The organism is Pseudohalocynthiibacter sp. F2068, from assembly GCF_023015645.1.
Classification (GTDB): Bacteria; Pseudomonadota; Alphaproteobacteria; order Rhodobacterales; family Rhodobacteraceae; genus Pseudohalocynthiibacter; species Pseudohalocynthiibacter aestuariivivens.
Map to the genome: position 1 here is coordinate 73,841 of NZ_JALKAK010000014.1, position 23,725 is coordinate 97,565.

The 23,725-nt window shown below is 53.3% G+C and carries 20 protein-coding genes; 10 read left to right on the forward strand and 10 right to left on the reverse strand.

Features of this window, described 5'->3' with window-relative positions; translation table 11 throughout:
- Window positions 1-74: 74 nt before the first annotated feature.
- The 3 genes from carB to MWU63_RS15580 form a co-directional block, all read right to left on the reverse strand.
- Window positions 75-3,368, reverse strand: a complete 3,294-nt coding sequence (gene carB / locus MWU63_RS15570) for a carbamoyl-phosphate synthase large subunit (RefSeq protein WP_213888861.1) — start codon at window positions 3,366-3,368, stop codon at window positions 75-77.
- 152 nt (window positions 3,369-3,520) lie between these two features.
- Window positions 3,521-5,032, reverse strand: a complete 1,512-nt coding sequence (locus MWU63_RS15575; protein ID WP_213888860.1) for an aldehyde dehydrogenase family protein — start codon at window positions 5,030-5,032, stop codon at window positions 3,521-3,523.
- A gap of 203 nt (window positions 5,033-5,235) precedes the next feature.
- The gene (locus MWU63_RS15580; protein WP_247078611.1) at window positions 5,236-6,168 is read right to left on the reverse strand and encodes a LysR substrate-binding domain-containing protein; all 933 of its coding nucleotides are present in this window, start codon (window positions 6,166-6,168) and stop codon (window positions 5,236-5,238) included.
- A gap of 98 nt (window positions 6,169-6,266) precedes the next feature.
- On the opposite strand from MWU63_RS15580, the gene MWU63_RS15585 reads away from it, so the two are divergent.
- Window positions 6,267-7,325, forward strand: coding sequence for a saccharopine dehydrogenase C-terminal domain-containing protein (locus MWU63_RS15585; RefSeq protein WP_213888858.1), 1,059 nt, complete (start codon window positions 6,267-6,269; stop codon window positions 7,323-7,325).
- A gap of 82 nt (window positions 7,326-7,407) precedes the next feature.
- On the opposite strand, the gene MWU63_RS15590 is transcribed toward MWU63_RS15585, so the two are convergent.
- Entirely contained in the window at window positions 7,408-8,340 is a 933-nt protein-coding gene (locus tag MWU63_RS15590) for a LysR family transcriptional regulator (RefSeq protein WP_247078612.1), read from the reverse strand.
- 84 nt (window positions 8,341-8,424) lie between these two features.
- Between MWU63_RS15590 and MWU63_RS15595 the strand changes: the two genes are divergently transcribed.
- From MWU63_RS15595 to MWU63_RS15620, 6 genes are all read left to right on the forward strand, one after another.
- A complete protein-coding gene (locus MWU63_RS15595; RefSeq protein WP_213888856.1) occupies window positions 8,425-9,642 on the forward strand; it encodes a pyridoxal phosphate-dependent aminotransferase in 1,218 nt (405 codons plus the stop codon).
- Between the two features lie 12 nt (window positions 9,643-9,654).
- Window positions 9,655-10,863: an acyl-CoA dehydrogenase gene (locus MWU63_RS15600; protein ID WP_247078614.1), complete on the forward strand. Its 1,209-nt coding sequence runs from the start codon at window positions 9,655-9,657 to the stop codon at window positions 10,861-10,863.
- A gap of 54 nt (window positions 10,864-10,917) precedes the next feature.
- The gene (locus MWU63_RS15605) at window positions 10,918-13,101 is read left to right on the forward strand and encodes a thiamine pyrophosphate-dependent enzyme (RefSeq protein WP_213888854.1); all 2,184 of its coding nucleotides are present in this window, start codon (window positions 10,918-10,920) and stop codon (window positions 13,099-13,101) included.
- Entirely contained in the window at window positions 13,098-14,132 is a 1,035-nt protein-coding gene (locus MWU63_RS15610) for an ACP S-malonyltransferase (RefSeq protein ID WP_213888853.1), read from the forward strand. Before MWU63_RS15605 ends, MWU63_RS15610 begins: the two co-directional genes overlap by 4 nt.
- Window positions 14,133-14,230: 98 nt before the next feature.
- Window positions 14,231-15,367: an aminodeoxychorismate synthase component I gene (locus tag MWU63_RS15615; RefSeq protein ID WP_247078632.1), complete on the forward strand. Its 1,137-nt coding sequence runs from the start codon at window positions 14,231-14,233 to the stop codon at window positions 15,365-15,367.
- Window positions 15,322-15,960 (forward strand): aminotransferase class IV family protein, encoded by a 639-nt coding sequence (locus tag MWU63_RS15620; protein ID WP_348646245.1) that lies wholly within the window; start codon window positions 15,322-15,324, stop codon window positions 15,958-15,960. The genes MWU63_RS15615 and MWU63_RS15620 overlap by 46 nt, the downstream gene beginning before the upstream one ends.
- 9 nt (window positions 15,961-15,969) lie before the next feature.
- On the opposite strand, the gene MWU63_RS15625 is transcribed toward MWU63_RS15620, so the two are convergent.
- Entirely contained in the window at window positions 15,970-17,190 is a 1,221-nt protein-coding gene (locus MWU63_RS15625; protein WP_213888851.1) for a cyclopropane-fatty-acyl-phospholipid synthase family protein, read from the reverse strand.
- A 245-nt stretch (window positions 17,191-17,435) separates the two neighbouring features.
- On the opposite strand from MWU63_RS15625, the gene aspS reads away from it, so the two are divergent.
- Window positions 17,436-19,211 (forward strand): aspartate--tRNA ligase, encoded by a 1,776-nt coding sequence (gene aspS, locus MWU63_RS15630; RefSeq protein WP_213888850.1) that lies wholly within the window; start codon window positions 17,436-17,438, stop codon window positions 19,209-19,211.
- 78 nt (window positions 19,212-19,289) lie between these two features.
- Here aspS and MWU63_RS15635 read toward each other — a convergent pair whose 3' ends face one another.
- Both MWU63_RS15635 and MWU63_RS15640 read right to left on the reverse strand, forming a co-directional pair.
- Entirely contained in the window at window positions 19,290-19,481 is a 192-nt protein-coding gene (locus MWU63_RS15635) for a hypothetical protein (protein WP_213888849.1), read from the reverse strand.
- Window positions 19,482-19,742: 261 nt separating this feature from the next.
- Entirely contained in the window at window positions 19,743-20,459 is a 717-nt protein-coding gene (locus MWU63_RS15640; RefSeq protein WP_213888848.1) for a response regulator, read from the reverse strand.
- Window positions 20,460-20,615: 156 nt separating this feature from the next.
- On the opposite strand from MWU63_RS15640, the gene mce reads away from it, so the two are divergent.
- Entirely contained in the window at window positions 20,616-21,020 is a 405-nt protein-coding gene (gene mce / locus MWU63_RS15645) for a methylmalonyl-CoA epimerase (RefSeq protein WP_213888847.1), read from the forward strand.
- Window positions 21,020-21,316: a DUF1467 family protein gene (locus tag MWU63_RS15650; protein ID WP_213888846.1), complete on the forward strand. Its 297-nt coding sequence runs from the start codon at window positions 21,020-21,022 to the stop codon at window positions 21,314-21,316. The genes mce and MWU63_RS15650 overlap by 1 nt, the downstream gene beginning before the upstream one ends.
- On the opposite strand, the gene MWU63_RS15655 is transcribed toward MWU63_RS15650, so the two are convergent.
- Genes MWU63_RS15655 through MWU63_RS15665 form a run of 3 tightly spaced genes read right to left on the reverse strand, consistent with a single transcriptional unit; the run spans window position 21,270 to window position 23,706 of the window.
- A complete protein-coding gene (locus MWU63_RS15655; protein WP_213888845.1) occupies window positions 21,270-21,971 on the reverse strand; it encodes an EI24 domain-containing protein in 702 nt (233 codons plus the stop codon). The genes MWU63_RS15650 and MWU63_RS15655 overlap by 47 nt on opposite strands.
- Window positions 21,968-22,546: a nitroreductase gene (locus tag MWU63_RS15660; RefSeq protein WP_213888844.1), complete on the reverse strand. Its 579-nt coding sequence runs from the start codon at window positions 22,544-22,546 to the stop codon at window positions 21,968-21,970. The genes MWU63_RS15655 and MWU63_RS15660 overlap by 4 nt, the downstream gene beginning before the upstream one ends.
- A 56-nt stretch (window positions 22,547-22,602) precedes the next feature.
- Window positions 22,603-23,706, reverse strand: a complete 1,104-nt coding sequence (locus MWU63_RS15665; protein WP_247078616.1) for a class II histone deacetylase — start codon at window positions 23,704-23,706, stop codon at window positions 22,603-22,605.
- Window positions 23,707-23,725: the final 19 nt, after the last annotated feature.

Genomic DNA, 23,725 nt, shown 5'->3' on the forward strand with positions numbered 1-23,725 from the left:
ACGGGGTCTAACTTTCAAAGTTATTGCTTTGGGTTGTTCGGTTCATGTATTTTTGCTTCGAACCGTTCGGAAAGCTAGCCCTGCAACGCCCTCACACCCAACTCACCTTCCTTCGCCTCTTTCATCGCCAATGCAGCCGCGTAGGATGCGGCGGCGGTGGTGAAATAGGGGACCTTAGCGTATAGCGTGACTGCGCGGATGTCGCGGCTGTCTTCGACCGCCTGCGTGCCTTCGGTCGTGTTCATCACCAGCGCGATCTGTTCGTCTTTCAGCATATCAACGATGTTCGGGCGGCCCTCGTAGACCTTGTTCACGACTTCATTTTCGACGCCGTTTTCAGTCAGCCACGCACCGGTTCCGCGGGTTGTGATGATGGACAGGCCAAGATCTATCAGCAATCTGGCGGCGCTCACCATTTCGGGCGTTTTGTCCATGTCCTTGATCGAAATGAAAACACGGCCTTCGCTGGGCAATGTGACACCTGCTCCAAGCTGGGCTTTCAGGAAAGCCCGGGCAAAGTTACGGTCCCACCCCATGACTTCACCGGTAGAGCGCATTTCCGGCCCGAGGATCGTATCCACACCCGGGAAGCGGGCAAAGGGCAGCACGGCCTCTTTTACCGAATACCAGGGCGTTTTCGGATCGGCGAGCGTGAACGGGTCACCCAGTGGCAGCACGGCCATCGGGTTCGGGTTCGGCGCATATGGTTCGCGGATCGGGAAGTTGCTGAGTGGTTCTCCTGCCATGATACGCGCCGCAATGGCGGCAATCGCGCTGTCGGTTGCTTTCGCCACAAAGGGCACGGTGCGTGAGGCGCGCGGATTGACCTCGATCAGGTAAATCTCGCCGTCTTTGACCGCATATTGAACGTTCATCAATCCAACGACGTTCAGTGCAATAGCGAGCGCGTGGGTCTGACGATGCAGTTCTTCGATAATATCGTCTGGCAGCGAATAGGGGGGCAGGGAACAGGCGCTGTCGCCGGAATGCACCCCGGCCTCTTCGATGTGCTGCATGATGCCCGCAACATGCACATCTTTCCCATCGCACAGCGCATCCACGTCAATTTCAACCGCGCCAGACAGATAACTGTCAAGCAATACAGGGCTGTCACCGGAAACGACCACGGCCTCGTTGATGTAGCGCTCAAGCTGGGGCATGTCGCGCACGATTTCCATCGCGCGGCCACCGAGCACATAGGAGGGCCGGATCACAAGCGGGAAGCCAACCTCTTCGGCTATTTTCATCGCCTGCGTGCCCGAAGATGCGATACCGTTTTTGGGCTGTTTCAGGTTCAGTTTTTCTAGCAGATTCTGGAACCTTTCACGGTCTTCGGCAAGGTCGATCGCGTCTGGTGTTGTTCCAAGTATCGGGATGCCTTCGTTCTGAAGCGCATTGGCGAGCTTTAGTGGGGTCTGCCCGCCAAACTGCACGATGACACCGTGAAGCGTTCCATTGTCCTGCTCAACGCGCAGAATTTCCATGACATGCTCAAACGTGACCGGCTCAAAATAGAGCCGGTCAGACGTATCATAATCTGTCGAAACCGTTTCCGGGTTGCAGTTGATCATGATCGTCTCGTACCCCTGATCGGTCAGGGCATAGCAGGCGTGACAACAGCAATAGTCAAATTCGATACCCTGACCAATGCGGTTTGGGCCACCACCAAGGATCACGACCTTTTTCTTGTCCGACGGACGTGCTTCGCATTCGACCTCTCCCATAACCGGGGATTCGTAGGTCGAGTACATATAGGGAGTTTGCGCTTCAAACTCAGCGGCGCAGGTGTCGATGCGTTTAAACACTGCAATAACGCCAAGTTTCAGTCGTGCGTGGCGTACTTCAGTTTCGCTCGTCCCGGTCAGGGTGGCAAGGCGGGCATCCGTAAAACCCATCATCTTAAGTTTGCGCATGCCCGCTTCTGTTGCAGGCAGGCCTTGCGCACGCACGTCGGCTTCTACATCAACAATCTCGCGGATGCGGGACAGGAACCAAGGATCATACATCGTGGCGTGATGAATTTCGTCATCTGCCAGCCCTTCTCGCATGGCTTGCGCTATGACGCGAATACGGTCTGGAGTTTGCTTGCTAAGCGCTTTTACAACAGCTGATTTTTCCGGGGCGCCTTCAATATCAATCTCGTCAAAACCAGTGAGGTCGTTTTCCATCGAAGCCAGCGCTTTTTGCAACGACTCGTGGATGGTGCGGCCTATGGCCATCGCCTCGCCAACAGATTTCATCGCTGTGGTCAGGTAGGGTTCGGCACCGGCGAATTTTTCAAAGGCAAAACGTGGAATTTTGGTGACAACATAGTCAATGGTAGGCTCGAACGAGGCCGGTGTGACTTTGGTGATGTCATTATCAAGCTCATCCAGCGTGTATCCCACGGCAAGCTTTGCAGCGATCTTGGCAATTGGAAAGCCAGTTGCCTTGGATGCGAGTGCAGAAGAGCGCGAAACGCGTGGGTTCATTTCGATCACCACCATGCGCCCGTCTTTGGGATTTACGGCCCACTGTACATTAGAGCCACCCGTCTCAACACCAATTTCCCGCAGCACGGCGATAGATGCACTGCGCATCATCTGGTATTCTTTGTCGGTCAGCGTCAGGGCAGGGGCTACCGTGATTGAATCGCCCGTATGAACCCCCATCGGGTCAACGTTTTCGATGGCACAAACGATAATGGCGTTGTCGGCTTTGTCACGCACGACTTCCATCTCAAATTCTTTCCAGCCAAGCAGGCTCTCATCAATCAGGATCTGGTTGACGGGGCTGGCGTCCAGTCCGGTGCGGCAGAAATGTTCGTAATCATCCCGGTTGTAGGCCACACCGCCGCCAGTACCGCCAAGTGTGAAGGCCGGGCGAATAATTGCCGGAAGCCCGACATATTCGATTGCATCCATACATTCTTCGATGGTGTTTGCGATTGTAGCCTTCGGGTTTTCAAGACCAATACGGTCCATCGCTTCACGAAACAATTTGCGGTCTTCGGCCATCTCAATGGCACGGCGGTTGGCACCGATCAGTTCCACACCGAATTTTTCAAGAACACCCATATCGGCCAGTGCGAGCGATGTATTCAGACCAGTCTGCCCACCCATCGTTGGCAGCAACGCATCAGGACGTTCTTTCTCGATTATTTTGGCGACGATTTCGGGGGTTATGGGCTCTATATATGTTGCGTCTGCTAGGCCCGGGTCGGTCATGATTGTTGCGGGATTGGAGTTTACCAGAATGACCCGGTAACCTTCTTCACGCAGCGCTTTGCAGGCCTGCGCACCGGAATAGTCAAACTCGCATGCCTGGCCAATTATGATTGGTCCCGCGCCGATGATCATGATGGATGAGATATCGGTTCTTTTTGGCATGACTAAGGTCCCCGGATGCGCAAATTGTCGTGTGTTATAGGCATGAGGCGGGTAGGTGCAACCCTTGATCAGGGTCTTGTAGTGGAAAGATCGTCGCAATTGGCTAAAACGGCGGACTCAGTTGCATGAGTCCGCCGTATTGGAAGTTTAATTTACGCGATATCGAATGAAACGCCCTGAGCCAGCGGTAACTCGCGTGAATAGTTGATCGTGTTGGTCGCCCTGCGCATATAGGCTTTCCACGCGTCAGAGCCGCTTTCGCGTCCGCCGCCCGTTTCTTTCTCGCCACCAAAGGCACCGCCAATTTCTGCACCGGAGGTGCCGATATTCACATTGGCGATTCCACAGTCTGACCCGGCAACGGACAGGAACTGTTCGGCTTCGCGCATATCTAACGTGAAGATGGTTGAGGACAGTCCGGCACCGACAGCGTTTTGCTTTTCGATTGCGTCGTCAAGGTCAATATAGCGCATCACATAAAGCACGGGTGCGAAGGTTTCTTCGCAGACGATTCCTTCGTGAACGGGCATCTCGACAATTGCCGGGCGGCGGTAATGCGCATTCGGATAGCCCGCGTCGATTTTTTCACCGCCAGTGATCGTGCCGCCAAGTACCTTTGCCTGCTCAAGCGCCCTTTCCATTGCGTCTGATGCGCGTGTATCAATGAGAGGTCCAACCAGAGCGTCTGTGGTTAAGGGGCTACCCACGGTGACGGATTTATAGGCGGCCTTCAGACGCGGAACAAACTGGTCATAGATACTGTCATGCACAAAGGTACGGCGCTGGCTTGTGCAGCGTTGACCGGCGGTTCCCATAGCGCCGAAGGCAATTGCTGCCAGCGCCATATCCTGATCGGCCGACGGACAGACGATACCAGCGTTGTTGCCGCCAAGCTCCAGAATGGAACGGCCAAAGCGTGCAGCAACGCGCGGGCCAACTTCGCGTCCCATACGGGTTGAGCCAGTGGCGGAAATTACCGGAACTTTCGCGTGATCCACCAAAACCTCTCCGACAGCGCGGTCGCCAATCAGAAGTGTTAGCAAACCGTCAGGTGCATCCCCAAAGCGCGCGGCAGCCTTTTCAAATACAGCAGCGCAAGCGAGCGATATGAGCGGTGTCTTTTCGGAAGGCTTCCAAACGACCGTATCACCACAAACAAGAGCGAGTGCTGCATTCCAGCTCCAGACCGCGGCGGGGAAGTTGAACGCAGAGATCACGCCGACAACGCCAACCGGATGCCATTGTTCCATCATCCGGTGACCGGGGCGTTCGGTTGCGATTGTTAAGCCATAAAGCTGGCGGGAAAGGCCGGTCGCAAAATCGCAGATATCAATCATCTCCTGAATTTCGCCCAAACCTTCAGAGGTGATTTTACCAACCTCAATAGAGATGATGCGCCCGAGATCCTCTTTGGCGGCGCGCAGTTCTTCGCCAAGCAATCTGACCAACTCTCCGCGGCGTGGCGCGGGAACATTGCGCCAGACCTTGAAAGCTTCATGTGCTTTGTCGATGGCAGCAGAGGTGTCAGCGGCAGAAACATCTGCAACGCTTGCAATTTCTTCGCCAGTTACAGGGCTGATGATTTTTGTGCTGCCGCTTGTGTAGGAGGCAGAATTAACACCCAGGCGGGTCAGGATGTCGGCAATTTCGGCTTTGACACTCATGACGTGTCCTTTCTCGCAAATTCAGGTTTGAGGAACTGCGTCAACAATACGTCTGTTCTGCCTTCGCGAATATGGTGAATTGATGGTCTATTGGTTCATAAACCTCATGAAGAATTCATTCGCCGTATCGAATCTATGTGCCGCAAAAAAGGATTTCATGCCTCCGGCGGGGATATTTATGGAAACTGGTTGGAAGAAATAAGCTATTGTTTATTAAGTGGAGTTTTGCGGCGAGAAACCTGTGTCTTAACCCAGCGCGTAAAGTTTTGTGCCACGGGGCTCACCGCGCCAGCTGGTGTGACCAGATAATAGGCATTGTTGGTAAGGAGAGGTTTTTCAGACAAGGGCACGAGGTTGCCTTGGGATAATTCGTCTTCGATCAGATAGCGGGGACACAGCGCGGCGCCAAGCCCGGCTGATGCGGCTGCGATGATCATGGAAAACTGATCATAGATCTTACCGCGCGGTGCATGTGGTGTGTCCTGCCCAAGCAGACGTAACCAATCAGACCAATATGTTGGGCGGGTTTCCAAGTGCAGAAGCGGTGCATTCGCAATTTTGTTAACGTCTTTCAATCCGTGGCGATCACGAAATTCCGGGGCAGATACGGCTATTATTTCTTCTTCGCAGAGTTTTGTCATCTGTGTGTCGGGCCAGTCCTGAACACCATAGTGGATGGCAAGATCAAATCGTTCTTCGTCAAAGCTGAACGGTTTGATACGCGCCGACAGGCTGATCTCGACCTCTGGATTTTGCGCTTCAAAGTCCGGCAGGCGCGGGATGAGCCAGCGACAGGCAAAGGTGGAAAGAGTGGCAATTCGCAATGCACTGCGGGCGTTTCCGGCAGCAACGGCGCGGGTTACTGTCTGTTTCAACCGCTCAAGATCAATCGCCAGTTCCGAAGCAAAATCAGCCCCGGCATCGCTGAGCGCTACGCGGCGGCCGTTGCGGCGGAACAGGGTGAAGCCCAGCATTGCCTCAAGGTCTTTGACCTGACGGCTGACGGCGCTTTGCGTCAGATGCAATTCTTCGGCAGCAAGCGTAAAACTTCCGTGCCGCGCGGCGCATTCGAATGCGCGTAGGCTGGCAAAAGAAGGGACAGGTAGGTTCTGGCGGGTCTTGCTCATGTCTCTCATTCATAATTCTCATGAATACACGCTTATTTAGTGATGTTTGCGCAGGCTTACAATTGCTATCCTGCCCGCAAATCAGATCGCGGTTAAGGAGTCTTTGCGTGAAAAAGATATTTGTACTGGGCTTGGGGAAAGTTGGCTCTCTGGCGGCGCAACTACTGCATGACTCAGGTTTCGAGGTTACTGGTTACGATCTTGTTGTGGATGCTTCGCGTTTTCCCTTTGCGGTGAAATCTGCGGATGTTGGATCTGCCGATGTGATGGCTGAAGAATTCAAGGCGGCTGATGCGGTGCTGTCCTGTTTGCCCTATCACCTTAATATTGGCATCGCGACTGTGGCGAATGCTGCGGGGCTGCACTACTTTGATCTGACAGAGGATGTGCCAACAACGCAGGCAATTATCGGTCTCAGCGAAATCTCAAAAGGGTTGATGGCCCCCCAATGTGGGTTGGCGCCGGGTTTCGTTGGCATTGTCGGTGCGCACCTGATTTCACAGTTTGAACATTGCCGGTCGTGCCGGATGCGCGTGGGGGCATTACCACAGAACCCGACCGGTCTGATGGGATACGCGTTTAACTGGTCACCGGAGGGTGTGGTCAACGAATATCTGAACGACTGCGAAGTGATTGAAGCTGGTACCCGCAAGTTGGTTTCACCGATGGAATGGCACGAAACGCTGTACATTGATGGTGTAAAGCTCGAGGCGTTCACTACCTCGGGTGGTCTTGGGACGATGTGTGACACGTATCTCGGAAAAGTGGATAATATAGATTATAAAACAATGCGTTATCCTGGACATATGGAGCTTATGAATTTCTTCTTTCATGAATTGCTGATGCGGGACCGGCGCGCGGAAGCAGGTGAAATACTGACCCATGCGAAACCACCTGTTGAGGAAGATGTGGTTTATGTTCACGTTGCCGCAGAAGGCACAATTGATGGCAAGCTGGCGCGCAAGGAATTTGTGCGCGCGTATCGTCCTATCGAAGTCGCGGGCAAGATGCGCACGGCTATTTCCTGGACCACATCAGCCTCTGTCGTCGCTGTGATCGAGATGGTGCGTGACGGCGTGTTGCCTCAGAAAGGTTTCCTCAAACAAGAAGATATTCCGCTGGAAACGTTTCTAAAGACTCGAACGGGGTCGTTTTACGCCGGGTAGAACTTGGAAGACAGTTCTTTAAAAGAACCGTTGTGGGGATATCTTGGGGTAGAAGAAGAATAGAGTCTGATTTCTTTATTCTTCAAGTATCCCCGCCGGAGGCATTTTGTTTTTCTGTTTCCTGCGCCAGCCATTCGCGTAGTGCTGTAAGGGGGGGATGATCGTCTGCCTCTTTCGGCCAGACAAGGTAATAGGCGCCGATGCTGGTGACCGGCGCGCCTGTTGCGATAGCGAGCCGCCCCTCGGCCAGATCGCTTTCGACAAGATAGTCAGGCAAGAGCGCTGCACCAAGCCCATGCGCCGCTGCACGTGCCATCGTTGCGAATTGGTCAAAAAACATTCTTTCTGTAAGTGTTCGGTCGATCCCGTGCTCCGCCATCCACCGGGCCCATGCGCGTGGGCGGGTCTCTAGCCGAAGCAGCGGGATTCGTAACAAGTCTTCAGGGGTGCTAACATTCTGCTCTCTCAGCAATTCTGGCGCTGCAACCGGAACGACCCGTTCATCCATCAGTTTTATCGAATGCGTCCCTGACCAGTCATCAGTGCCAAAATGGATCGCGGCATGAAACCGTTCTTGTTTGAAATCAAAAGGCACCACACGTGTTGACAGGTTTATTGTCACACCGGGGTTTTCTGAAAGAAAGCGTGGCAGGCGCGGGGCCAGCCAATGCGTGCCAAACGCGGGCAAAATCGCGAGCTCAAGTGTTCCGCCTTCGGGGTTAGAACGCAGTTTGATTGTGGCATTTGCCAGCTTGCGCAGCGTTTCACGCACCTCGCGTGCGTAATCGGTGCCTGCCGGGGTCAGGCGCAATCTTTTCTTTTCTCTTAAGAACAACGCAACTCCAACCTGGGATTCAAGCGTTTGGAGTTGCCGGCTGACGGCGCCTTGCGTCAGTGAAAGCTCTTCGGCTGCTTGAGAGACAGAACCAAGTCGCGCGACCGCTTCAAAAGCGACAAGCCAACTGGTAGAAGGAAGATAACGACGTGGGGCTAGCATAACATTCCATTTCTGCATGAACTTATGCCCGAATATCGATTTATTGGAAAGGGAATTTGGTATAATGGAAGTATCAGGCCTGATGAAACTTTCGGAATTGTCATGATAAACCGTATCAACCACCCCTTTAAACGCTCTGATCGCGCTGCGAATGTGCAGCTTTCTGAAATTGTTCAGATATCAGAGGCGGCCGCGCGGTTGCGTGCTGAGGGTGTTGATGTTTTGACATTTGGCACCGGAGAGCCGGATTTCCCGACGCCTGACCATGTTATTGATGCGGCCCATCTTGCCGCCAAGAATGGTCAAACAGGCTATCCGCCGACACAAGGCACACCTGTCTTGCGTGCAGCGATTGCAGCAGATGCCACCCGCTTTTCCGGATATACGCCTGAGGCGAGTGAAATCATCGTGTCAACAGGCGCCAAGCAGGTGTTGTCAAATGCGTTTCAAGCGACCGTAAATCCGGGTGACGAGGTGATCCTGCCTGCGCCCTATTGGACGAGCTATGCTGATATGGTTGCTTTTTGCGAGGCAACGGTTGTCCCATTAGAATGTGGGGCGGTCACTGGGTTCCGTCTGACACCCGATCAGCTTTCAGACGCGATCACAGCCGATACCAAATGGTTGATGCTTAACACGCCGGGCAACCCTTCTGGCGCGATGTACTCTCGCGCTGATCTTGAAGCATTAGCAGATGTTTTGCGTGCACATCCGCATGTCTGGATCGTTGCGGATGAGATTTACCAACATATCACCTATGAACCTTTCACTTCCTTCCGCGCAGCTGCGCCTGATCTGGCTGACCGGACGCTTATCGTGAATGGTGTGTCCAAGGCCTATGCCATGACAGGCTGGCGGCTTGGTTGGGGTATCGGCCCCATCGACCTGATCAAAGCAATGGTCGCGGTACAGGGGCAGTCGACCTCTGGTGCCTCTTCCATTTCGCAAGCAGCAGCACTTGCAGCACTTGAGGGGTCGCAGAATCTGTTGGCCGAACGCGCAGAAGAATTCCGTGAAAGACGCGATCTTGTTGTTGGCGCCCTGAACGCTATGCCAGGCCTGAATTGTGAAGTGCCCGGTGGTGCCTTTTACGCATTTCCTGATTGCAGCGGTGTTTTTGGCAAGACCACGCCACAAGGCGAGGTTCTGGAAACCGATGCTGACGTGTGTCGCTACATTCTTGATGATGCGCATGTCGCGCTGGTTCCCGGGCGCGCTTTTGGCCTTCCCGGCTATTTTCGCCTGTCCTACGCTTACGCAACTGCTGATTTGAAAGAGGGCTGTCGCCGCATTGCGCAAGCCCTGACCGAACTGACTTAAGAGGTAAAAAGAATGGCCCTGGCTCCGCAAAGCAAACCGAACCTTGAATCCTTTGACTGGGAAGATGCGTTTCGGTTCGACCTTCAGTTGACCGAAGACGAGCGTATGATCCGCGATTCAGCACGATCATACGCACAGGAAAAGCTGCAGCCGCGTGTGCTGGAGGCGTTTCAGGAAGAGAAAACAGACCCGGAAATCTTTCGCGAAATGGGTGAAATGGGCTTGTTGGGTATCACCGTTCCCGAAGAATACGGCGGTATCGGTGCAGGTTATGTGAGCTACGGTCTGGTCGCGCGCGAGGTAGAGCGTGTCGATAGCGGATATCGTTCCATGATGTCTGTCCAAAGCTCGTTGGTTATGTATCCGATATATGCCTATGGCACTGAGGAGCAACGTAAAAAATACCTGCCAAAACTTTCTACCGGTGAATTTATTGGCTGTTTTGGTCTGACAGAAACTGATGCCGGTTCTGACCCCGCAAGCATGAAAACCGTCGCGAAAAAGGTTGACGGAGGCTATGTGCTGAACGGCTCTAAAATGTGGATATCAAACGCGCCAATCGCTGATGTTTTTGTTGTCTGGGCAAAATCCGACGCACACGGCGGAAAGATAAAAGGGTTCGTGCTTGAAAAAGGCATGAAAGGTCTCTCGGCACCGAAGATCGCGAATAAGCTCTCACTGCGGGCTTCGGTGACCGGTGAGATTGTGATGAAAGACGTAGAAGTTGGCGAAGACGCCTTGTTGCCCAATGTCGAAGGTCTGAAAGGTCCGTTTGGCTGCCTGAACCGGGCGCGTTATGGCATCAGTTGGGGCGTATTGGGCGCGGCCGAGTTCTGCTGGCACGCTTCGCGGCAATACGGCCTAGACCGAAAGCAGTTCAATAAACCAATTGCGGGCACGCAGCTTTACCAGAAAAAACTGGCGGATATGCAGACAGAGATCACGCTTGGCCTGCAAGGGTCTTTGCGTGTTGGCCGGCTGATGGACGAAGCGAATGCTGCACCGGAAATGATTTCGATGATGAAACGCAACAACTGCGGCAAGGCGCTGGATATCGCGCGGATGGCACGTGACATGCATGGTGGCAACGGCATCAGCCTGGAATTTCAGGTGATCCGTCATATGGTAAACCTTGAAACGGTAAACACATATGAAGGTACACATGATGTACATGCCCTTATCCTGGGGCGTGCGCAAACCGGGCTACAGGCGTTTTTCTAGGGCCTTTCCTGTAAGGCTGAAGTTTTGGGCTGCATTGAAGAATAAGGTTGATCTATGGATCGTGCTGATATCGTCCACGAGGCATTTCAGACCCGCGTAAAACGTGGAGATTTTCCAAAAGGGGCTGCACCAAACGGCCCCCTTTTACCGACCGAGGCGGTCGCGATCTTTCGCGCGCAATGTTTAAGTCGGAACCTCGACCGAACGTCGCGCAAAATGCAGGCGGCAGGGCAGGGGTACTATACAATTGGCTCTTCCGGGCATGAAGGTATGGCAGCGGTCGCTTCCGCCCTTAACCCTGATGACATGGCGTTCCTGCACTATCGGGACGGTGCATTTCAAACCCGGCGCAGCGCACAGGTGCCGGGTACAACACCCGCTTGGGATATGCTGCTAAGCTTTGCCACCTCAACCGAAGACCCGATTTCCGGCGGGCGGCACAAGGTGCTGGGGTCACATAGCCTGATGATACCGCCGCAAACCTCGACTATTGCCAGCCATCTGCCAAAAGCCGTGGGTGCCGCCTATTCGATTGGCCTTGCCAGACGGCACGCGCCGGAGCATAAAACACTCAAAGACAATAGTATTGTCATCTGCTCGTTTGGCGATGCTTCTTCCAATCATTCTACCGCTCAGGGGGCTATCAATACGGCTTGCTGGACTTCGTTTCAATCCGTACCACTTCCGCTTCTTTTTATATGTGAAGACAATGGGATAGGCATCTCAACCCGCACCCCGCGTGGCTGGGTTTCTGCGAATTTTGAGCATCGCCCGGGGTTGAAATACTTTTACGCAAACGGGCTTGATTTGTACGATACTTTCTGCGCAGCGAAAGCTGCAGTAGAATATGTTCGCACCCGCAGAAAACCGGCGTTTCTGCACCTTAGCCTTGTTCGGCTTTATGGCCATGCTGGCTCTGATATGCAGCAAACTTACCTTGCGAAAGAAACCTTCGAGACGTGGGAATCGGACGATCCGTTACTGCATTCTGCAAGGCTGCTGATTGATGCGGGTGTTCTGAGCACAGATGAGGTGCTTTCAATTTATGACGACGCAGAGGCGCAATGCACGCGCGTCGCTGCCGAAGCAATTACTCGACCACGCCTAAAAACCGCGTCAGAAGTTATGGGCAGCATTGTGCCGCCAAAACGCCGTTGCACACCGACAAATGGCCCATCGGATGAAGCCCGCGAAGCCGCATTCGGCTCTGATATGCGTGCCATGTCCGAGCCACAGCACATGTCACGCCTGATAAACTGGGCATTGACCGATCTGATGTTGGAACATGATGAAATCGCGCTAATGGGCGAAGATGTCGGCCAAAAGGGCGGCGTTTATGGCGTTACGCAAAAACTGAGTGACAGGTTCGGTGTCGACCGGGTGATTGATACCCTGCTTGATGAACAATCCATCTTAGGCTTGGCTATCGGTATGGCACACAACGGTTTTATTCCGATGCCGGAGATTCAGTTCCTTGCCTACCTGCACAACGCTGAAGATCAGCTTCGTGGCGAGGCTGCGACGCTCTCGTTCTTTTCCAACGGACAGTTCACCAACCCGATGGTTTTGCGCATCGCAGGCCTTGGGTATCAGAAAGGGTTTGGTGGTCATTTCCATAACGATAATTCATTGGGAGTTCTGCGCGATATTCCAGGCGTGATCGTTGCTGTGCCAAGCCACGGGGCGGATGCCGCAAAAATGCTGCGCGAATGTGTGCGCCTTGCGCGGGAAGAGCAACGTGTTGTGGTGTTTGTCGAACCTATCGCGCTTTACCCGATGCGCGATTTGCACGACGCAAAAGATAGTGGATGGATGCAGATCTACCCCGCACCGGACGAACGGATCGCGCTTGGCGAGGTTGGCGTAACAGGTGAGGGGCCTCTGGCAATTGTGACCTATGGAAACGGCCATTATCTAAGCCAACAGGCGGCTAAAATATTGAAAGAGAAGGGTATTCAAACACGAATAATTGATATGCGCTGGTTGTCGCCGCTGCCTGAAGAGGCGATTATTAATGCTATAAAAGGTGCCAAAAAGGTTTTGGTTGTCGATGAATGCCGCCAAAGTGGAAATGTTTCCGAGGCGGTTATGACACTTCTTTCAGAACAATCTAACTTACCGAATGCGCGCCTTGCTGCAGAAGACAGCTTTATTGCTACAGGTCCAGCTTATGCAGTCACGATGCCGTCCTGTGAAAGCATTGTTCAGGCTGCTGAAAAGCTTTGGGGGGCGAAATGAAACAAACTGCTGTCGTCGTCGCCCCTGGGCGCGGCACCTATAACAAAACCGAGCTTGGTTATCTCAAGCGGCACCACGCGAATAGATCCGCGATTATTGGCGAGTTTGATGGCTATCGCACTGCGCTTGGACAAGAAGCGGTAAGCAAGTTGGACAATGCAGCCCGGTTCTCGGGACCGCACCATACACGGGGCGACAATGCTTCGCCATTGATCTATGCCTGCGCCTACGCGGACTTCCTTTCAATCAGCGCAGAAAAGTTTGACATCATTGGTGTCACCGGAAATTCGATGGGTTGGTATATAGCGCTTGCCTGTGCCGGGGCTTTGTCGCCCATGGCGGGTCTGGATGTTGTGAACACCATGGGAACGCTGATGCATGAACGGGGCGTTGGCGGTCAGTTGATATATCCGGTTACGGATGAAGACTGGCGTGACCCGGGTGGCAAACGTGCAGAAGTCCTTGCAATCATGTCTGAAATCGACAATCGCGCGAACCATAGACTGGCCCTTTCTATCGACCTTGGTGGTATGCTGGTGCTTGCCGGGGACGAAACCGGGTTGGAGGCCTTCGAAAAGCAAGCGCCCCGCGTTCAGGACCGTTTCCCGATGCGGTTGCAAAATCATGCGGCGTTCCACACGGAATTGATGGCGCCTATTGCCGCAGAAGGCCAAAGGCGTCTGCCGCAAACGCTGTTTCAGCAGCCTAAGTTGCCTTTGGTAGACGGTCGCGGTGGGCTTTGGCACCCGAAGTCAAGCGATCTGGGTGCGCTATGGTCCTATACGCTTCAGCATCAGGTCGTCGAACCCTATGATTTCTCTGCAGCAATTCGAACAGCCGCGCGCGAGTTGATGCCGGATGTTTTTATCGTGCTTGGACCCGGCACAACATTAGGCGGTGCTGTTGCACAATCTTTTGTATCGGCGAACTGGCGCGGAATGTCGGACAAAGCTGAGTTTCAGGCAGAACAAAGTAAAACGCCGCGCCTGATTTCCATGGGTATGGAAAACCAGCGAGACACTGCAACCTAGGTATTTTGCCGCTCTCACTTCGCAGATGTCGGATTTTAGGGGCGCAGAGCAGCGAAAAGCAGACTAGAAGCACCCTGTGACGTAGCATCAGGCGATTCATTTTGGCACAGCCGCAGATATTTTTTGACCACGGACCAGATGGAACCGGCACACTTTTTCGTGCGCCGGAACAGTTGATTGTGGCAAAAACTGCTGAAGAAGTGCCTGCAGCGCTGGACGCGCTTTCAAGGGCACAAGCCGATGGACGCTGGATTGCAGGCTATTGTTCTTACGAACTTGGCTATGTTTTGATGCCAAAGCTTGCTCATCTCTTGCCAGAAGACCGCGACACACCATTGCTGCTTTTTGGCGTGTTTGATACGCCAGATTCAGCGAATATTGGCGTGGGAGAGGCCGTCTTGTCTTCGTTGACGCCACTTTGGTCAGCAAATGACTATCACCGGGCGTTTGACAAGCTTCGCGCGTTGATCGGGGCGGGTGATATTTATCAGGCCAATCTGACGTTTCCAATTTTGGCGAACCGCGCAGGCTCTGCCGAGGCACTTTTCGGTCTTTTGGCGGCGCGTCAGCCTGTGCTTTACGGCGCGCATGTTGATCTTGGGGTTGGGCCGGAAATCCTGTCGCGTTCACCTGAGCTTTTCTTTCGTACAACAGCGGACGGCGAAATTGAAACATTGCCCATGAAAGGCACGGTCCCGCGCGGCATAACAGCAGGTGAAGACGATGAACGTTACAACTGGCTGCTGAAGGACCCCAAAAACCGCGCTGAAAACCTGATGATCGTTGATCTTTTACGCAATGATATCAGCCAGGTATCCAAGGTTGGCTCGGTCAAAGTGCCTGAATTGTTTCGTGTCGATAGCTACGCAACAGTTCATCAGATGGTATCGCGCGTAACGGCGCACCTTAAAGAAAGCACATCCCTGCCCGATATCCTGCGCGCACTTTTTCCCTGCGGTTCAGTCACAGGCGCGCCCAAACACCGTGCAATGCAGGTAATCCGGGATCTGGAACCAACGCCACGCGGAATATACTGCGGTACAATTGGCTGGATGGCGCCAGACGGGTCATCATGTTTCAACGTTGCAATCCGCACACTTTCGCTCTTTGAAGGTGGCGCTGTGCGACTTAATGTTGGCGGCGGTGTTGTCTGGGACAGCACAGCCGATGGCGAATATGAGGAAGCCCTGTGGAAAGTGCGCTACGCAGAAATCTCCCCCCCGATCTCAAGCTGATTGAAACGTTTGGGTTTGATCCGGCTCTGGGATTTCAAAATCTTGATCTCCATCTTTCGCGAATGGAAAAGAGCGCGCAGGGTTTTGGGATTGATTTTGACAGAAATGCTGCGCAGCATTTGTTATCGTCTGTTTCGGGAACTGACACGCGGCGATGTCGTATGACATTGAAGTTAAACGGTAAATTTGAGCTGCAGGTATTTCCAATATCATCGACTGTTAGCGCGTGGCGCGTTATGGTTGCAAAAGACAGGCTCCGCTCAGATGACCGCTGGTTGCAAGTGAAAACCACAGAGCGTCAGCTTTACGACAATGCCCGTGCAAACCTTCCGAACGGTGTGGACGAGTTGATTTTTCTGAATGAACGCGGCGAAATTTGCGAAGGAACAATAACGAATGTTTTTGCGGATTTTGGGCAGGGTTTGATTACTCCACCACTTACGTGTGGCCTGCTTCCCGGTGTGTTGCGGCAGAAAATGCTGGACGCAGGAGAGGCCGCAGAGGCAATACTAACAGAGCGCGATATTAAAAAGGCACAGCGATTGTTTGTGGGGAATTCGCTGCGTGGTCTGATAAGGGCGCATCTGGTTTAGCCCGGAAATCTATTCCGCTGCCCGCCAGTGCTGTTTTTCATCGCCTTGGTAAATGTAATCGCGGGTCAGGGGAACGACACCTTGTTTGCGGGTGAGTTGAAATTGAAAAACAACCTGTCGGTGTAGTCTAAATGTGAGCTCCGCTGAAATCAGATAGAACCGCCACATCCTGCAGAATCGGTCATCGTAAATCTGCCGGGCCTTATCGATATTTGCCATAAAACGCGTGTACCAATGTTTTAGCGTTTCAGCATAATGCAGCTGCCAAACTTCAACATCTGTGGTCCAGAGACCTTCCTTCTCGATCGCTTTGCTTACCTCGGAAAGCGAAGGGACATAACCGCCTGGGAAAATATACTTCAGTACCCAGGGGCTTGTGCGTCCTGGTGGCGATTCGCGCCCAATGGTGTGTATCAATGCGATTCCGTTGTCCGTTAGCCTGTCGCTTACGTGACTGAAATACTCCCGGTAATGCGGCACGCCCACGTGCTCAAACATTCCGACAGAAACTACTCTGTCAAATTTACCATCCAGCGCGCGGTAGTCTGTTAAGCGTATATCGATCTGCTCGTTCAGGCCCGCAGCATCAACGCGTGCGCGTGCGACTTTATGTTGTTCTTCTGACAATGTGACACCAACAACATGCACGCCATAGTCTTTGGCCAATGTTATGGCCATACCGCCCCAGCCGCATCCGATATCAAGAACCCGCATTCCTGGCTCAAGACATAGTTTCTGTGCGATATGGGCTTTCTTTTGTATCTGAGCTTGTTCAAGCGTGTCATCAGGATGACGAAAATAGGCACAGGAATATTGCTTGTCCTCATCCAGAAAAAGGTCATACAGCGCACCAGACAAATCATAATGATGCGCGACATTGCTGCGCGCGCGCCCCATTGGGTTGTATTGGCTGACATATCGCAAGAATGGGCCAAAAAACCGTTCCAGCCCATGACCACGCCCGACAGACATGTTCCGAATGCCAAGCGCGATAAAGCTGTGCAAGTCGTCGTTGTCGATGTTCAGGGTGCCTTCCATATAGGCCTCCCCAATCGTAAGTTCCGGGTTGATCATGAAGCGGCGCGGCAGACCAGGGTCAGTGATCTGGGCAATTACGACAGATCCGTCCCCATCTCCGAACCGTTCCTTGCGGCCACTTGGAAGCTGCAAATCCAGCGTACCGTGCCGAATTAGCTGCTTTAGCATTCGTACAAAGAGAGCTTCCCACATAACATCCCCCTAAAAAATATCTGGTACTAAAATTCGCGCTCTGCCCCAGATTCAGCGTCCTTCCATGCAAAATATTAGTGAAAACATGGCCTTCCTGTCTAGTTCGATGTTTTTTTGGCCCGAATTCCGAGGTTACGTTGATTTGAACACCCAAAAATACAGGCAATTCTCACTGTGACCTTGACTTCCGGGCGTACGCAATGTGTATCGGCGCGAAGCTTTCACTACCCTCGAGGGAATACCCGATGCACGCCTTTCGTAGCCAGACCTGCGCTGAACTGACCAAAGCAAATGTTGGAGAGACCGTTCGTCTTTCCGGCTGGGTACACCGCGTGCGCGATCATGGTGGTATTTTGTTTATCGATCTGCGTGACCATTACGGTGTTACGCAAGTACTGTGTGATCCCGACAGCCCGGTCTTTGCCGAGGTTGAAAACCTGCGCAGCGAGTGGTGTATTCGCATTGATGGCGAGGTTAAGGCACGCGACGAAAGCCTGATAAACCCAAAGCTGCCAACCGGTGAAATCGAGGTTTTCATCCGTGATATGGAAGTGTTGGGCGCTGCTGATGAACTGCCCCTGATCGTTTTTGGGGATCAGGAATATCCCGAAGAAACCCGGTTAAAATACCGCTACCTCGACCTGCGCCGCGAAAAACTGCAACACAACATGATTTTGCGTTCTGATGTTGTAGCGTCAATGCGGCAGCGCATGTGGGATACGGGTTTCAAAGAATTCCAGACGCCTATTATCACAGCCTCAAGCCCCGAAGGTGCGCGCGACTTTTTGGTCCCGTCACGCCAGCACCCCGGCAGGTTCTACGCACTTCCGCAGGCTCCGCAGCAGTTCAAACAGCTGATCATGGTGTCGGGATTTGACAAATATTTCCAGATCGCGCCGTGTTTTAGGGATGAAGATCCGCGTGCAGACCGATCACCAACCGATTTTTACCAACTTGATCTTGAGATGAGCTTTGTGACCCAGCAGGACGTTTTTGACACGATCCAGCCGGTCATCAGCGGAATCTTTGAGGAATTTGGCGGCGGTCGCAAAGTTGACGAGACATGGGAGCAAATCTCGTTCCGCGATTCAGCTCTCTGGTACGGCACCGACAAGCCTGACCTGCGTAACCCGATCAAGATGCAGATTGTGAGCGAACATTTTGCAGGCTCCGGTTTTGCAATTTTCGCAAAATTGCTGGAGCAGGAAGGTACCGAAATTCGCGCCATCCCGGCACCCAGTGGCGGCAGCCGTAAATTCTGTGACCGGATGAATGCCTTTGCGCAGGCGCAAGGTTTGCCCGGAATGGGCTATATTTTCTGGCGTGATGGTGAAAACGGTATGGAAGCCGCTGGTCCCTTGGCCAAAAACATCGGCCCCGAGCGGACAGAGGCGATCCGTCAGCAACTTGATCTTGGGGTTGGTGATGCGGCGTTCTTCCTTGGCGGAAAACCTTCTGCTTTTGAGGCTGTCGCTGGCCGGGCCCGCACAGAGATTGGCGAGACGCTGGGTCTTATCGATCAAGACCGCTTCGCTTTTGCCTGGATCGTCGACTTTCCAATGTACGAGGCAGATGAAGAAACCGGTAAGATCGACTTTTCCCATAACCCGTTTTCCATGCCACAAGGCGGAATGGACGCACTTGATGGAGATCCGCTTTCCGTCCTTGGCTACCAATATGACCTTGCCTGCAACGGTTATGAACTGGTGTCGGGCGCGATTCGGAACCACAAACCAGAAATCATGTTCAAGGCTTTTGAACTTGCCGGTTACGGTGCGGAAGAGGTGGAAAGCCGCTTTGGCGGAATGGTGAATGCCTTTAAATACGGCGCACCGCCGCACGGTGGTTGTGCCGCTGGGATTGACCGGATCGTGATGTTGCTGGCGGATGAAGCCAATATCCGCGAGGTCATCATGTTCCCGATGAACCAGCGCGCCGAAGACCTGATGATGTCGGCCCCAAGTGAGCCGTCAAACGAGCAACTTCGCGAACTTGGCTTGCGGGTCATACCACAGGATTAATTTGCACGATTGGACAAAAAGAACCGCTCGGCAAATCTGCTGGGCGGTTTTTAGGTGCGTTGCGAAACTCGTTTCAGATCAGCTTTGTGATCCGTTCGAAACAACATTGGTTTGAGGGCCTGATGTCTCTGAAGCCAAGACGGTGTTTTCTTTGCCAAGGGTTGACATGACTGCGAAGGACAATGCCATAACGCCGGTAATCAACACGAGCCAGTCGACTGCTGTGCTGCCGTTTTCGTCGCTCACGAATAGATCAAAAATCGTTTCCATGTCAGATTGCCTTGCTTTTCGCTCATCAGTTTTGGCTTTTCACTACAAGGAGTTTGAATTGTGAATGTGGCAAGATTTGGGAAAAGCTGTAGCAAAACCCGACCCCCGCATGGAAAGCTCTTAGGCAGGAACGTTGGTTTTAGCGCTCTATGTGCTGCGAAAAGTGAAAAATAACTTTAAAACAATATCTTAATTCATTTTTGAAAACGGCGAGAATGCCCGTTGGTGTAGTCAGCCGCCGTTTTCAAAATTTGCTGTTTTTCAAATACACGCAGTTCTTTCCAGTCGCTCCTGAACAATTCCGGCCAATCGCGCAATGTCAGAACACCGAGGGTTGCCTTTGGCACAGTCTCTGGCAAGTGCTCCTGCGGCTGTTTCAAGGGCTCTGTCGTGGGCGCTTCGTGCAACTCCGGAAAGGAATTGCGCAACATAGTCTAGGGTGCTCTTGTCGGCTTTGTCGCTCAGTTTGCGAGTGATGCTAATCAAATCGTCTCGGAAAGCGATTGGATCAGGCCTGATTTCCGCATCGGGTAAAAGGCGTGGCCCGGTCGGGCGCATACCGCCGGGCAGGTTTGCCAGGACAATAGACTGAAAGACAGCCAGGCTTTCTATTGGTTTTGCTATAAACCCATCGGCACCTGCGGCCAGTGCCGCATCTTCAAGACCATCATCGCCGCTTGTGGCTAAAATCACGTCAACGCGTGCTGCACCTGTGTGCAGCTCTTGTATCAGATCTGCGCCAGACCCGTCCGGCAAACCAAGATCAACAATAACCACTGAGGGCCGATAAACCCCAAGGTGGCGGCGCGCTGATTTAAGGCAATCAGCACGTCGGATGCGGGCCCCGCTGCGCAAACACAACAGGCGCATCGCCTCGCTCGCAAATCGGCTGTCTTCAACAACAAGTACCGTAAGCCCCATCAGCGGACGTTCGGCTGTTGGTACACGAGTCATCATAAAGGTATCATAGCTATCCATCTTTTTTCCCCAGTTTCAGCTTTCTGAGTCGGATTAGAACGGGTTTTGCGTGAACAGCCCGTTAATGCAGGCTACGGCACTGCGTCCAACCGCCGCTTGCACGCAGTGTTTGCAGCGGCCATAACCCCCGCATCCGCTTTCTAAGGAGTGCTCAAAATGATTGGACGTCTTAACCATGTTGCCATCGCGGTCCCAGATCTGGAGGCAGCCTGCGCGCAGTATCGGGGTGCGCTTGGCGCCAATGTCGGCGCACCTCAGGATGAACCGGACCATGGCGTAACCGTCGTATTCATAGAGCTTCCCAACACCAAGATAGAACTGCTCTATCCACTGGGCGACAACAGCCCGATTGCTGGGTTTCTGGAGAAAAATCCCTCAGGCGGTATTCACCACATCTGCTATGAGGTCGAAGATATCCTTGCCGCCCGGGACCACCTGCAATCCGAGGGTGCGCGCGTCTTGGGCACCGGAGAGCCAAAAATCGGCGCGCATGGAAAACCGGTGATTTTCCTGCATCCAAAAGATTTCAACGGCTGTTTGGTTGAACTGGAACAGGTCTGATGTCCATCACCTCAGCGATCGTTCTGTTTGCCGTCCTTTGGTTTCTGGTGATGCTCTGCGTTTTGCCGATCCGTCTTAAAACACAGGATGACGTGGGTGAAATTGTGCCCGGAACACACGCGGGTGCCCCTCATAACCCGCAGATCGGGAAAAAGGCAAAGATAACAACGGCTATCGCCAGTGTGCTTTGGGTTGTTATTGCCGGTATCCTCTTCAGTGGTAAGATCACAGTGCGCGATATCGACTGGTTTAACCGGATGGGGCCTGCGCCTGTAATCGGTGAAACAAATGGGTGAAAGTCGCGGCACCTAGCACAGGTATGAGAAAATTCACAAACGGAACGGACAGTGGCACCGCCATCAGTGCGCCTGCGAGCCAGATTTGCCCGATGTGACGTCGGCGCAATTTTTTTGCATCAGCACGTCCAATCCTGCGCATGGCAACCAATTGAAAATACTCTCGCCCAAGTAAAAACCCGTTCAGGGCCCAAAAAATCAGGGGCGCGAAGATATTAAAAGCTGCATAGACGAATAGCGCTAAGATGTTCGCAACGACAAGCAATGCGAGGAAATTTAGGCTGTCCTGCACGCTCTCACTAAACGGGATGCGGGGAGCAGGCTGCAGGTACGGAAAGTGCTTGTCCTCTACCGCCTGCGCCACATCTTCAAGGAAAAACCCGGTAAATGCCGAAGCGACCGGCACCATCAAAAAGACTGAAAACCCGATCATCAGAAAGACAGAGGCCCAGGACAGCAGATCATCAACCCAGGTGATTTCGCCAATCCACGGAAGCGTGAGTTCATCTGGTGTCAGCCAATTTAAGCCACCCAGAAAAACAGCGTAGACACCAAACAGAAGGGCAATTGTCAGGCCAATCCCCATCCAAAGTACACGGCGGAACCGCTTGTCACTAAGCTGAGTAAGGGCTTTTAAAAAATCAGAAAAAATCACGCGCCGACCCATTCTGTAATAGCGCCGACATCAGGGCGGGGTCGTTCAGGCGGGGCATTGGTTTCTGTTCCGATGTGAATGAAACCTGCAATGCTTTCTGTTTCTGACAGGCCAAGCCCATCGCGCAGAAAAACGCAGTCATGCGCCGCCCAGCCCGTTAGCCAGTTCGCCCCCCAGCCAGAGGCCAGCGCGGCATTCAGCATCGAAAGACATACCGCCCCGGCAGATAAAACCTGTTCAATCTCCGGCACCTTGTCTGACGGCTTTGGCGCGGATATCACCGCAACCGCCAGATCGGCATCAGCAAACTGCCGGTACATTTTGTCGATCTTGTCTGTTTCAAGCGCAAGCACCACCCCGCGGGCTTCAACAAGCGCGGCGAGACGCGTAAGTGCTGTGCCCTCCAAAACGATAAATCGCCATGGTTCCAGCTTTCCGTGGTCAGGTGTACGGGCGCCCGCTGACAAGATTGGCATCAGTGCCTCGTGGTCTGGTGCGGGCCCGGTAAGTGTTTTCGCTGGGCGCGAACGGCGGGTCAGCAGAAATTCCATTGCTGCGGCATTTGGGGCTGGCATGTTCTCTCCGTCTTTTCGCAATGACCTATGCGTTCTTTGGGGGTGATCAACAAGGCTCAGGAAAAGAATTCCTGCATCTCCGCCAGGAGCTCGCTGTAAAATGCATTCAGTCGTTCTGAGGGTTGTTGTCCGTTCACGCGCGAAAGCAGGGGGTCAGGGGCCTCAATCTTGCTCCCCGACATCTCTGACAGGACAGCGTGGCCACAGAAAGGTACGTAAAGCTCGCTGTAACCGCCTTCATGCGCCATCATCAATCGCCCATTACATAGATCGTTTGCAGCCTGTTTCACCCGTGTCGTCATCTGCGCAAAGGTATTGGCGGTCGCCAGCATCCTGCTCAGCATATCAAGCGCGCTTGCGTCATATCCATTGGCGATGACGATGACATCGGGTTTGAACTGGTAAAGTGCTGGCATAACAATGCGATCCATCGCTTCCAGATACATCACGTGCCCGCCTCCCGGTGGCAGCGGTATGTTTATGTTACAGCCCTTGCCTGCACCTTCCCCACGATCCGCAACAAACCCCGTGTCCTGCGGATAGTTGCGTTCCTGATGAAGCGAGATTGCCAGAACATCGTCTCGTTCATAGTAAATCGCCTCGGTTCCGTTGCCGTGGTGCACGTCCCAGTCAATGACGGCAACGCGCCCGCATAGCTTTTCGGCAAAAGCGGCCTCAATCGCAATCGCGAGATTTGCCATCAGGCAAAACCCGTTCGGAAAATCCGGCAAACAATGGTGCCCGGGCGGGCGGGAAAGCGCGTAAGAGTTTTCAACCTCTCCCTTAAGCACTGAACACAAAGCTGCTTTTGATAACCCCGCAGAAAGTGCCGCCATTTCATAGCCACCGGGGCCAAAGGGTGTACGCAACCCCAGTTCGCCACCGCCAGCGTCAGAGAGTTTCTTGAATTCGGTCAGATAGTGTTCGGGGTGGACACGCAGCAAATCTTCATGCGTTGCCTCTGGTGCACCTTGGGTGTGCAGTTCTTCCCACAGTCCAGAGGCACGCAACAGGTTGACAAGACGCCGCTTTGTTTCCGGGTTTTCCGGCAGGCCACCCGCCCCCATAGGCTGAACCAGCCCGCCAACCGGGGCCATTGACGCATAGTTGCCCCCTCCATGCCAGAACGTGCGCTCATCCCAAAAGAAACCCGTGGTCATCTGCTGCCCTTTCCCGTTA